This window comes from Sphingobacterium daejeonense, from assembly GCF_901472535.1.
Lineage (GTDB): Bacteria > Bacteroidota > Bacteroidia > Sphingobacteriales > Sphingobacteriaceae > Sphingobacterium > Sphingobacterium daejeonense.
On sequence record NZ_LR590470.1, the window covers coordinates 2,079,578 to 2,092,042 of the forward strand.

Here is a 12,465-nt window from a genome sequence, read left to right on the forward strand (position 1 = left end):
GTGATTTTTATGAACCAAATATTTATTTAGGACGGTACTTAAAAAACATTTATATTTATCACTTAAGTGACCAATTAATTATCTTATGGAAAGGAATATAATGCCAAAACTTAAATTATTTTTAGTAAGCTTGTTAACATTTGCAATCTTCGGCTGTCAGAAACAGAATTTATCTTTATCTGAAGAAAGAGATTCTTTGCAAGAAATACAACAATATTTTAATTTAGAAAAGTAAAAGTCATCAACAATTCCAATAAATAAAAATTTCAGACAATCATTGAACAGAGTCATAGATTGGAATTCAGAGCAAATTATTAATGATACCTTATATTTTCCCATCGAATTAGAATTGCCCAAGGGGGTCACAACAGCTGATGGGAATCCACTTTTAAAGAATAAGACATGGCTTCAGGTTACCAGAAATAAGGAAAAATACAAATTCCAAATGATGACTTTATTTCAAGAAGAAAGTGAAATAAGGAGTTCCTATAATGGGAATATCGTTTTTGAGGATTATTTTAAAGGAAACCCAGAAATAATTAGGGTAAGAGATGGAGTCCTACTTTCAAAAGCCAAAGCTAAGGATTATTTGAGAGCTAATAAAAATCCAAATAAAGCAGCGGCAAAATACAATTGTGAAGTTGTAGCCATTGGAACTACTTGTGTGGGGCACCCAACTGAACCAGATGCTCCTGACATGTGTGAAACAAAATATGAGACTATCTGTAAATGGGTGAATAACCCGAGCTATCCGACTCTTCCCACAATTCCAGAACCTGGTCACGGGGAAGGCGGAAGTAATTCGCAAGGTTCAGAAACTGTGATTGTACTGGACCCAGAAGTTTCAATTGAAAATCTCCAAAAAAGATTAGAATGCTTTAATAATGTTCCTGATAATGCTAATACAAAATATAGAATAACTATTCATTCAGAATTAGCTAATCCCAAAAGCCCAATTGATGTTATAGAAGGGAATTCTGTGGGACATGCTTTTATTACTTTGGAAAAAGTAAATGGCACAAATATTTCAAGATTATTTTTTGGATTTTATCCAAAAAATAGTTTTAAGGCTACCATAGAATATGATGAAACTTCAGCTATTGGAGATGATGGAGAAAATTTATTTAGAAGAAGTGACATTCAATATACTAAATCAATTTCTAATAGTTCATTTAAAAATGTATTGAGTACTTCTGTTAGATTGGCTAAAGATAATTATAATTTAGAACATAACAATTGTACACATTATGCTCTAAATGTATTTAATAGTGGTATGGATTCAAATTCGTTACTAACTTTAACAGCTTCTCGAAATTTTCTTGCACCTTATGATAATCCATCACAAGTTTATAGAACTCTTGAACTAATGTCTGCTAATGGAAATACTAATGTAAAAATAGGTATAGGACTTGTTCCAAAAAATAGATGTAATTAAAATGAAAAAAAAGATCTTGTTCTTGATAGGCATTCTGTTAATACTAATAAATGCTCCGATATTAAATAATTTTATACTTTATCATACGGATAATAATTCTTTTAAATATTCAAATTTAAATGGAACCTTTACTTGTATAGACAGATTTGGATTTAAAGATCCTGGTTTAACAGATTTAGCATTTGATCTCTTTGTTAAAGAAACAAATCAAGATAAAAAGGATAGTGAATTATTTAGATTATATAAAATTAACCCACTTTGTTTTTGGCGTTGGAATTATTATTTGACCCAATCTATAAATTATAAATATATAGATTGGGATGAAATTGTAAGTTCTAAGCAATATCAAAATCGTGAAATTAAAGGGGGGAAATACCAACAGTTTTAATAGCAATAAAAGCCATAAAAGCTCAACGAAAGTTGAGCTTTAATATTTGTGGGGCCGGATGGCAATGTCATTAAGTTAGGAAAAAAATAAGGTCATACACCCCCAAAAGCCCCATCGGGGTAAAATGCCGTAGGCATGAAATATCTCTTAAATGCCGTAGGCATGTAATATCTATAGAAATGAAAATCGCGACAAACACAAACGCCGTAGGTGTGGCGTGTTTGCTAAATTCCCTTAACTTTATGACATTGAACCGGAGGGATTGTTTCAGCCCTCAATTCCCGCACTCATACCCTGAAACCCCTACGGGTCGAACCCGCCCATCGCAAGTTCGAACCCCTCGGCCCACAAAAAAAGCTCAACTTTCGTTGAGCTTTAATTTTTGTGGAGCCGGAGGGATTCGAACCCTCGTCCAAACATAGTATGATTTACGCTTTCTACATGCTTAGCTTCTCTTTGGTTGTCGGGAGAGGGAAGGTGAGTCGCTTACCTATACCTTTATCCGTATTTGCTGGATCTTATCCTTGTTTAGCAACGTCGCAAGGACCAGTTCTACTGTTCGGTGCCTCTGATGTCAAGCTGTAGAACAGAACTTGACGAGACAAAAGCTAAATCTTAATTCTAAATTAAGCAGCTAAGGCGTAGTTTTCTTCGCCATTTGAAAAGTTGAAAGTTCAGATTAAAGTGCTAGACTAACAATGCACTGCATGCTTACATAACCATCGCTATCCTGTCAATTCCGGTCGACCCCCATGTTATGTAGGGCTACAAATGTAATCAATTTATTGGACTCCTAAAACCTTAAAAAGTTTAATCCAATCCAAATAAATATGGCTTTTACCTATGTTTCTGGCAATTAATCAAATACAGAAAATATTAATTCCTTTTGACCGTTTATTTCTTGTATAATTAGCTATAATTCTAAACTAGATCTTTAAAAATACTTTAATAAATTCATGAAAAAGAGTCAAAATTTTAAATACATATTTAAAGTATTATCATTGGTTTTTATTTTTATTCCCTTTATTTCCTCAGCTCAAAAATCTAGATCTATGGTACATTTTAATACTCCGAAAACTTATATCGGATATTCAAAATCCGTTGAAGTCGATCTTCAAAACTCAAAGATGGTTATCATTTCTGGACAGGTATCAATAGATAAAAATGGTAAGGTAATAGGAGAGGGCAGCATGGAAAAACAAACCGAACAAGTTTTTACAAATCTAAAAGAATTGGTGGAACAGCATGGTGGTACCATGAAGGATATTGTAAAGTTGGGCTATTTCATTAAAGATTTAGAACGAATAGATGAGGTAAGATTAGTTCGGGATAAATTTATCAATCAGGAACACCCTCCGGCAAGTACTTTAGTGGAAATTAAAAATCTGTTCCGACCTGAATTGTTGATTGAAATTGAAGCAACTGCTATAATACCTAAATTATAGTGCTTTTTGGATAGGATTATATAAACAAAATTGCTATATTACTGTTTTAAAAGATGATAGGTCAAAATTTTGACCTGTTCTAATACATAATTCTGCGAAGAATTGATCCCCGTTCTTAACAGTCGGCAAATGGAAATGGAAATGCCAGGCTGAAAACCAAATGATTAAAAAACAAAAAGGGCAATTTAATTGCTTTAGAAATAATAGATGATCGGATTTATTGAAACATATTCCGACTTGAACAAATTACTAAAATATACTAAAATTATACACAATGGCTGAGGAAAACAACGCTAAAACTACAGCTCCGGAAACTGCTGCCAAAGAGAGCAGTGCCGCGAAGCCTGCACGAGCAACAACAAGAAAAGCTCCAGCAAAATCAACTGCAACCAAAACTACTGCTGTAAAAGAAGATCCTAAGAATACTCCAAATCCTGGAAAAACTGATGGTGAAGGTTCTAATACCAATGCCCGTAAAGGCAGTGATCCAGATACTCAAACAAAGCCGATCCGTGAAGGTGGTTCCGCAGAAAAACCTGCTACAACTACCACAGCTTCCAGATCAGCTCGTGCTGCAAAACCAGCTGCTGCGGTAGCGAAAACTACAGCTACCAAAACTTCAGCTGCACCTACTGCTGCCGCGAAATCTCCAGCAACAAAAGCTGCTGCAACGTCTACTGCTAAGCCAGCTGCAAAAACTACAACAGCTGCTAAGCCAACTGCAACAAAAGCCGCATCAGCTAAACCTGCTGCAAAACCTGCAACTGCAAAAACTACTGCTGCAAAGCCAGCTGCATCAGCAAGTAAACCAGCTGCTTCTGGGTCTGCTAAGACTGCTGCAACAAAAGCACCGGCAACAAAAGCTGCTGCTGCTAAATCTACAACTGCTTCAGCGAAGCCAGTGGCTAAAGCTGCACCTGAAAAAGCAACTACACCTACAAAGGCTGAAGAGTCTAAAATTGAAAAAGAATCTTCGTATAAAGAGGAGGTTCCTAACAATAAAACAGTAAAAGAAAATCCTGATAAAAAATCTAAGGACAAAAAGTCAAAGGCTAAAAAGAACAAGCTTGAAAAAACTAAAGCTCCAAAAACCAACGACAGCAAGAAATCAAAAGCTGCTGTTAAGGTAAAAGAGGAAAAAGCAAAAGACAAAAAAGCTCCGAAAAAAGCTAAAAAAGAAGTTGTTAAAGCTAAGGCTGACAAGTCATCCAAAAAGACCAAGAAAAGTGAAGGCAAAACTTTGAAAAAATTAAAGAATGCATTCACTGAAATCTACAATAAAATTGTGGGCGACGATAAAGGCAAAAAGTCCAAGAAAAAGAAATAAAAAATACCGTTAAGGTGAAAATACAAAATCCCGATAAACGGATTGATTAATCAATCCGTTTATCGGGATTTTTTTGCATCAAAATTCTATAATAGTTACACTACTGTGGGCAATGTCAATAAGTTAAGGGATTAAAAAGGCCATGATTAGAATTAAACACTTGGGATTACTATGCCAAAGAAAGTATTCAGTGGCAGGTGGGGACACCTGCCACGGCGGAGCACCCCTACAGGGTTGTATTGCGTTAAATGAAATAGTCGCGTTTTCAGTGGAAGTCAGCAGACGAAGCCCCGCTCATTTTCAGTGGCGGAAGAATGGATAAAATGCCGCAGCCATTGTGCGTTGGGATTGACCTTGGATGCTTTCAATCTATTATCTCCTCAAAAGAGATAATAGATTAGAACGGCATCCTCGGCAATAAGGCATTTTGTTCATGAGCGTGGGTTTTGCGCGACAAGCCACCTTAAATGAGCAAGCGTTTTGGTTACTTTTGCGCTTCAAAAGTAACATCCCATGCCATGAAATGGCAAAAAATAATTAGTGGTTATTATAGTTACACCCCTACAGGGTTTCATGGCGATATATAATCGTTTTCTATAATAGTTACACCCCTACAGGGTTTCAAGGCGACATAGGTATGATTTATTTAACAAACATCTCACCCCTATGCCGTTGACCATCAACCTTTCTTTCTAATGCTCACTGCATTCTTATGTGCTTGTAATCCTTCCAATTCCGCCAATATTTCCACTGTCGAACCGATCTGTTGCAAACCTTCCTCACTGATATGTTGGAAGGTAATCTTCTTCACAAATGAATCTACCGAAACTCCTGAATATGACCTTGCAAATCCCGATGTCGGTAGGGTATGGTTTGTGCCTGATGCATAATCACCTGCGCTCTCCGGCGTTAGGTGACCCAAGAATACAGAACCCGCATTCAGGACTTTATTGATCAATGGCTTCCACTCATCCGTTTCCAAGATCAAATGCTCTGGAGCATATAGATTTGAAAAATCCATGGCTTCTTGCAAATTCTCGGTGATTACAAAATAAGAATTCTGAATAGCCTTTTCTGCTAATTCCTTTCTCGGCAAAACTTCCAGTTGTTTTTCAACCTCGGCTTCTACATTTTTAGCAATCTCCGCAGATGTACAAACCAAAATAGACTGACTGTCGATACCATGTTCAGCTTGAGCCAATAAATCAGCTGCTACAAATGCAGGATTACAAGTGTCATCGGCAATTACCAAAACTTCCGAAGGTCCTGCAGGCATATCAATGCTGACATCAGTAAGGCCTTGGATCAGGCTCTTCGCCTTGGTTACGAACTGATTTCCGGGACCAAAGATTTTGTTAACTTTAGGAATGGACTCAGTACCATAAGCCATCGCAGCAACAGCCTGAGCGCCACCAACTAGATAGATCTTATTGATCTGAAGAAGCTTCAAGCAATAAGCTACAAACCCATTGATCTTGCCGTTGTTTTGAGGAGGAGAGCATACTACGATTTCTCGGCAACCGCAATTCTCGCAGGTATTCCAAGCATCAACAATGTACTCGGCAAAACTGCAGATCCACCCGGAATATAAAGACCAACCTTTTCGATCGGTCGCACCTCACGCCAGCATTTAACACCCGGCATTGTTTCCACAGTGCGTTCACGCTTAAGCTGAGTCTGATGAAATTTATAAATATTCTGAAAGGCTATCTCAAGTGCACGCATCTGATCGCGTGAAATGGTTGAAGCCAGTTCATCGATTTCTTCTTGTCCTAAGTAAAGTTTTTCAAGATCTACCTTGTCAAATTGCTTGGCGTAAGACTTCAAGGCAGCATCACCCACAGTTTTTACCTCATTGATAATTTGCAGAACAGTATCTTGAATGGCATTATTGGGATCAGTATTCCTGTTTACCAATTCCTGAATCTGCTCTTTTGTGAGATCTTTATATTGATAGGTCTTAAGCATATTACATTATGATTTTTTCGATCGGCATAACCACGATACCCTGTGCGCCAGCCGCCTTTAATTTGTTTGATCTTATCCCAAAAATCATCTTCTGAAATTACAGTGTGCACGGCAACCCAGCCTTCTTCCGCCAATGGCACAACAGTAGGACTCTTAACACCATGCAATAGTTCTGTGATTTGGGACAAGTTCTTTTTCTCAACGTTCAAAACCACGTACTTAGTTTCTTTAGCACGTAAAACCGATTGAATCCTTTGCAACAGTTCGCAAATGATTGGATTCTCTTCCAAACCTTCGCGACCGATCAAAATTGCCTCAGAACTTCTAACATCGACAAAAGGTTTCAGTCCATTGCTTTTCAAGGTTCCACCCGTAGATACGATATCACAGATAGCGTCGCTCAACCCCAATCCAGGAGCAATTTCCACCGATCCTGAGATCATTTGAATATCAGCTTCGATTTTATATTCGTCCAGGAATTGTTGTAGGATATTAGGGTAGGAGGTTGCAATGGATTTGCCGTTTAGGTCTTCGAGGCGGTCGATGGTTGAATCTTTGGGAATAGCCAATTTCAACGTGCACTTTCCGAATCCCAATCGCTGTAGGTACTGAACATTCGATAAGGTCTCTTCAATTACGTTTTCACCAACGATACCGAGGTCAGCGATTCCTTGTTCAACATAACCAGGGATATCATCATCACGCAGGAAAAGGATTTCAAGGTTGAAGTTGGAAACAGTAGTAATAAGCGAGCTTTTATAGTTTTCGAAGTCCAATCCACAGTTTTTAAGCAATTGAACAGATTTTTCGTTTAATCTACCCGATTTTTGGATAGCAATTTTGAGATTTTTCAAAATGTAGAGTTTATGTTGAGTGTAAAAATTATTAATAAATAAAGAATCTGGGGTTTACTTGCTCCACGTAGAAGCCATACTAATATCTATCGCCACAATGGCGATGATGCAAAAATGTATGGATGTGTACAAGCGATCTTCATATTAATAACGCAACAAAAGTAATTGTTATAGAATTGCTATGCAAGGATTTTGGAAAAAAAGAGAAAAAATTAGACAATAGACAATAGACAATAGACATAAGACATAAGACCAGAACTAGGTTTTGAGATATGAAATGTTAGATATGAGATATGAGATATGAGAAATTTGAAAGAATATATAATTGAGGAGTATAAAATCAGCATTGAGATATTTCATTTTAAGTGTTAGCATAAATCCCATCGTGCTTCAATGTCCTTGAGCTGCCACGTCGATGCAACCCCCATGGGGCAATGTCATTAATGTAAGAAAAAAATAAGGCAATACACCCCAAAAACCCCAGAGGGGTGCAACTATTATAGAAATCATTTTACGGCACCATCCAACCCTGTAGGGGTGTAACTATTATAGAAATGAATATTCGGCATCATACAACCCTGTAGGGTGTAACTATTATAGCGTCAGGTGGAGACACCATCCACGGCGAACAAACGCCATCGGTGTGGCATGTTGTTAAAAGCCCATATTAAAACTAAACAATAATACTGGAGCGTTTATAGCAATCCATACACGAACCAATGCCCTAAAATAATCTGTATTACCAAGAAAATCTTAGAAACGAACCCTTTTGCCCTTGCAAAAATATATAATCGAAAATATGGTTGGAATGATGGATAGAATAGATGTTAGAATCAAGCCAATAGGCCAAAACCTCCTGGAATTTAAAATGTGCTTCAGGGAATTTTTGGATGGTTAGCGCAAAATATCCCCATAAACCAACATGTAGAAAATTGAATAGCAATGAAAAATACGCTATGAATTTTAATATCTTATCCCATGTGCTTAATTCCATAACAATAATTTTATGCTCGGTTATCCAAATTTTTGTGTGTTAGGCAACTTGCGTTAAAGCAAACTCCACCCAAACCATAAAACAATCAATATCTGCAGAACCATAAATATCTTCGGCAATATTCCATTTGCTCTCGCAAAATATATAATTGAAAATATTCCAGCTACAATAGCGATCAAAAATAAAATCGTCGAATTGACCATCCAAAAATCATTATGCTTAGCAGAAGCCTCTTCAAAATCTTTTGACGTCAACGATAAAAATGCCCATGTCCCTATCAACGAAATATTCAGCAACAAGGATAAATATGCAATAATAGGCTTAGTCTTTTCCCAGGTGTTTGTTTTCATGGTCTATAATAGTTTATATAAAGATAGTGAAAAAGATGTGAGATAGACATAAGACATAAGACATAAGACATTAGACACTAGAAAAGTGAAATAAGGTCTTATCACCTGCGCTGATAAGATGACGGATCCTGCGTATGTTGAATGGAATTGAAGCACAAGTGACCCAATGCATAAAGCCCGCACAAAACACTTGCGCTAGCTCAGCTGAAGATGGTTGGTGGAGACACCAACCATGGCGTTCTGAACCGAAGCCGCAGGCTGTGTTGACTAAATGACAGTTGCTGTGTTGACTAAATGACGGTCGCTGGATCGGCTGACGGTCGCTGCGTTGGCTGAGCGTAGCCGAAGCCAGTAGCCGAAGCGCCCGTCATTTCAAAGCACAAATCCCGCACACATTTCTTGCGTTAACTCACCTGAAGATGGTTGGTGGAGACACCAACCATGGCGTTTCCAAAGCACCATCCATGGCGTCCTGGAACCACCAACCAGTCGTTCAAAGGAATATCAAAGCTGCCAATAGAATTTTCAAAGCAGATGCCACGCTCATTTTCAGTGGCGGAAGAATGGATAAAATGCCGCGGCCAGTGTGCGAGGGATTGACCTTGGATGCTTTCAAGCAATTATCTCATTAAAAGAGATAATTGTTTAGAAACGGCATCCTCGGCAATAAGGCATTTTGTCCATGCGCGTGGGGCTTGTGCGACAAGCCACCTTAAAGGAGCAAGCGTTTTGGTTACTTTTGCGCCTCAAAAGTAACGTCACCTTGCCATGGAATGGTAAAGATCCCACATCTCATATCCGAAAATTTCGGGGGAATTGCCTAGCAAATTCCCCCGAAATTTTCTAAAAGTCAAACTTAATTCTCGCTCTCACGCCCCATTTTGGTGCTTCGGGGTGGTCGAGGTAGTTCAATCTTCTGACTAAATCCACCCGCAATACCTTAAAGATATTCGCTACGCCGGCACTAGCCTCCATATATGGTTTGCCGTCGAAGGTAAAGGACATCTGTTCACCTTTGCTGTTGGTTTGCCAGTCGTAAACAGAAGTGTTGAGGCTCGGGTTGTTGCTGTCGCGAAGGCCTCCATACACGCCTTTGAAGCTAAAGACTTCGCGCAATTTCAATCTGTTCAACAAGGGGATTTTATTGAAAATAAAACCGTTCATATAATATTGTACGTTCCAGGAAACATGATGGTCAGAAATGAATTCCATAAAGTTCATCAAGTTATAGGACTGCAGCTGATATGCATAAGTTTGGTTTGCTCGGTGAATATTCAAAACCGGAAAAGGCAGATTGTTTCCCGCGATGTAAGTACCGTCGACATTAACATCGGCATACCCTAATTGTGATAGATAGAACCTTTTGAAAACACCTGCTGTGAAATTATGGTAATTGTATTCACCGCCAAATAAGCCTTTCACACCTACAGTATAATTGAAGGTCATGATAGGATATTGGTTAAAGATCGGAGTTCTATAATTTTTTCCTTGGTAGAATTCCTCTTTTGGAGCATAGCGTAGACCAACATTGAACTCCGTGCTCTGCAAGTTGTTTATAAATCTATGCGTTCCATCAGGCTGCAATAATGAGTAGGAGAGAACACCTGCAGGAGTTTGTTTCCAAGTACCCAGACCGGCATTTAACGAAAGATTATTGCTGAACTCAACCTTATAATCCAAACGATACACCTCATTGTAGAGATAGCTTCTGTTTTCACCGCGTTTGAAAGATAGGAGTACGTTGTCTTCCTGTACGAATTCAAGATTCTGTCCAGGAATCTTGGTGTCGTAGGATGCAGATACTCGAAGATAATGCTGTGGAAATTTATATGGCGATTTCTTGTTCAAGGAGTATGTTCCGGATAAAAAGTACTTCCATTTTTGATCATCGAAACCATAAGCTCCATACCCTTCTGCATAGAACGTTTTGCTCAGCTGTTCGGTCGTCCTTCCACCAACGCGTAACCTAAAACCTTCCACGGGATTGTAAGAGTAAAAAGTATTTACCGGACCGATTTCTACTGGACCAGCTTGTTTGTAACCTGAAAATACCAAAGCCGAAACATCCATAAAAGTCCTGAAGGACGGCATCTGCTGCAAACTATCGATATTATGATAGATTGAATTTTCAGCTTTGCTCAATGGCTCGGGTCTCAGAGTTGCCCAATAGCTTTCTGAAGTAGTTTTTTCTTTTTCGGTTTTCTCTTCTGGAACAACAACATATTGATCGGGAACAGCATAAATACTGTCAGGACGCTCATTGCCATTCTCATAATCATTGATCAGCACTACTCGTTTCCCTTTGATGCCTTTCCCTTTTCCTGTAATAGCAAAGTCAATTCCTAAACTTGACTTGGTCAAGTAATATTTGTTGTCATTAGTTTTGTCAAATCCCAACTCAATATTCAGGTCCCTAACAAAGTTCAGGTTAATTTCATCTGCAACGGTCATCTCAGCACCTTTGACCGCATAGTTGCCGTCTAAGGTAACATAGAGTTTTCCCTTAAATAACAGGTCATTCTTGTTCCTAGGAAAGAAACTAAGCTCTACCAAGGATTCATTTTCGTTTTTAACCGTATCTGTGATGTAGAAACGATAAAAGGTAGGAGCCGAATTTGCAATCGGACTTAAGAATTGATTCGTAAGGATGGTGATATTATTGTCATAGATTTCAATCTCATCATATAGGCGGTTGAAATATTTGCTCAATCCATCATTGTCTACAAACTTAGGGTCGAATTCAGCTTTTCGCTCAGCCAAGATATATTGCTTCTTAGCATTCGGGTTTTTTCTGAAATAAACTTTAGAGAACTTTTCTTCCATATATGCCGGCAAAACATAATTGCTGGAGTTTTTGGCAGTGTCGTCTTCTTGAAATAGGAATTGGTAATTTTTGAATACCTTTCTGTTCTTGAATTTCTCGTCAAGATTACTTAATCCCAAACTGATCTTTTCATATTGGTCATATTCTGCAAATGCCTGACCGGTCAAACGGTTTTGGTCTCTATGCTCAACGACTTTGCGGATAAGCTCAACTGCCGGATTGTTTTTATTTGAATATTTACCACGTTTAGGAGCTTTTACTACAATTTCTTCAATAGAATTGGCAGGAAACAACATAACGCGAATAGTCTGATCGGATTCCTCCGTAACAGGATATTCTTCCGGGTCAAACCCAACCGAGCTGACCCGGATCTTTTTATATTCCGAAGGGACAGTCAACGTGTATTCACCTTTGTCGTTTGAACTCGTTCCAATTTCCTTGCTGGCGCCAACAACTTTGATGGAAGCGTAGGGGATTGCTTCGTAATTTTCTGCATTCAATACCTTCCCCTTTATGGTAATGAATTGCTGAGCCGATAATGAATGGAATGAAAACAACATTCCAAAAAGTATAAACAAGTAAAATAATTTCGTTTCATGTTGTGACTTTTTGACTTTTTTATGTTTGTGTTCAAAAAGTATTGCAAATAAAGCTAATATTGCTGATTTAATAAATATTGTAATTGACGTTTTGACTTTTTTATGATAATTGGTCAGTTTAAATTAGATGTTATGACAATTAATTTACCAATACATTGATGTATAAAGGTTTTATGTAAAAAATGGATGTCTTGAAATGCAATTTCCAGATTTTCGTATGTTTTTTATATAGTCTTGTTCCACTCTTGTTCCACTCTCGTTCCACTCTGAGTCCTCTCTCA

At 38.0% G+C, this 12,465-nt stretch carries 7 protein-coding genes, 1 other RNA gene and 2 pseudogenes; 5 read left to right on the forward strand and 5 right to left on the reverse strand.

Going from position 1 to position 12,465, the window contains the following annotated elements; genetic code table 11:
* Positions 1–277 precede the first annotated feature (277 nt).
* Positions 278–1,435 carry a hypothetical protein gene (locus FGL31_RS09935; protein ID WP_138091099.1) on the forward strand — a complete coding sequence of 386 codons (1,158 nt, stop codon included), beginning with the start codon at positions 278–280 and terminating at the stop codon, positions 1,433–1,435.
* A 1-nt stretch (position 1,436) separates the two neighbouring features.
* On the forward strand, positions 1,437–1,823 hold the full coding sequence (locus tag FGL31_RS09940) for a hypothetical protein (protein WP_138091102.1): 387 nt from the start codon (positions 1,437–1,439) through the stop codon (positions 1,821–1,823).
* 382 nt (positions 1,824–2,205) lie between these two features.
* Here the strand turns inward: FGL31_RS09940 and ssrA are convergent.
* Positions 2,206–2,574: a transfer-messenger RNA gene (gene ssrA, locus FGL31_RS09945) on the reverse strand.
* A gap of 301 nt (positions 2,575–2,875) precedes the next feature.
* On the opposite strand from ssrA, the gene FGL31_RS09950 reads away from it, so the two are divergent.
* Together FGL31_RS09950 and FGL31_RS09955 are read left to right on the forward strand one after the other, a co-directional pair.
* On the forward strand, positions 2,876–3,268 hold the full coding sequence (locus tag FGL31_RS09950; protein WP_232046569.1) for a RidA family protein: 393 nt from the start codon (positions 2,876–2,878) through the stop codon (positions 3,266–3,268).
* Between the two features lie 274 nt (positions 3,269–3,542).
* Positions 3,543–4,595, forward strand: a complete 1,053-nt coding sequence (locus tag FGL31_RS09955; protein WP_138091107.1) for a hypothetical protein — start codon at positions 3,543–3,545, stop codon at positions 4,593–4,595.
* Between the two features lie 679 nt (positions 4,596–5,274).
* Here the strand turns inward: FGL31_RS09955 and hisD are convergent.
* From hisD to FGL31_RS09970, 3 genes and pseudogenes are all read right to left on the reverse strand, one after another.
* Positions 5,275–6,563: pseudogene (gene hisD / locus FGL31_RS09960) on the reverse strand (histidinol dehydrogenase).
* 1 nt (position 6,564) lies between these two features.
* A pseudogene (hisG, locus tag FGL31_RS09965) lies at positions 6,565–7,417 on the reverse strand (ATP phosphoribosyltransferase).
* A gap of 1,047 nt (positions 7,418–8,464) precedes the next feature.
* The gene (locus tag FGL31_RS09970) at positions 8,465–8,761 is read right to left on the reverse strand and encodes a hypothetical protein (RefSeq protein WP_138091110.1); all 297 of its coding nucleotides are present in this window, start codon (positions 8,759–8,761) and stop codon (positions 8,465–8,467) included.
* Positions 8,762–9,180: 419 nt separating this feature from the next.
* Here FGL31_RS09970 and FGL31_RS09975 point away from each other — a divergent pair, with 419 nt between their 5' ends.
* Positions 9,181–9,393, forward strand: a complete 213-nt coding sequence (locus FGL31_RS09975; RefSeq protein ID WP_138091113.1) for a hypothetical protein — start codon at positions 9,181–9,183, stop codon at positions 9,391–9,393.
* 211 nt (positions 9,394–9,604) lie between these two features.
* Here FGL31_RS09975 and FGL31_RS09980 read toward each other — a convergent pair whose 3' ends face one another.
* Entirely contained in the window at positions 9,605–12,145 is a 2,541-nt protein-coding gene (locus FGL31_RS09980; RefSeq protein WP_138091116.1) for a DUF5686 and carboxypeptidase-like regulatory domain-containing protein, read from the reverse strand.
* Positions 12,146–12,465: the final 320 nt, after the last annotated feature.

Excerpts from the sequence above, each read along its gene's own strand:
- FGL31_RS09950 (WP_232046569.1), top strand. The coding sequence starts at position 2,876 with ATGGTACATTTTAATACTCCGAAAACTTATATCGGATATTCAAAATCC.
- FGL31_RS09955 (WP_138091107.1), top strand. The coding sequence starts at position 3,543 with ATGGCTGAGGAAAACAACGCTAAAACTACAGCTCCGGAAACTGCTGCC.
- FGL31_RS09975 (WP_138091113.1), top strand. The coding sequence starts at position 9,181 with ATGGTTGGTGGAGACACCAACCATGGCGTTTCCAAAGCACCATCCATG.
- FGL31_RS09970 (WP_138091110.1), bottom strand. The coding sequence starts at position 8,761 with ATGAAAACAAACACCTGGGAAAAGACTAAGCCTATTATTGCATATTTA.
- FGL31_RS09940 (WP_138091102.1), top strand. The coding sequence starts at position 1,437 with ATGAAAAAAAAGATCTTGTTCTTGATAGGCATTCTGTTAATACTAATA.
- FGL31_RS09980 (WP_138091116.1), bottom strand. The coding sequence starts at position 12,145 with ATGTTGTTTTCATTCCATTCATTATCGGCTCAGCAATTCATTACCATA.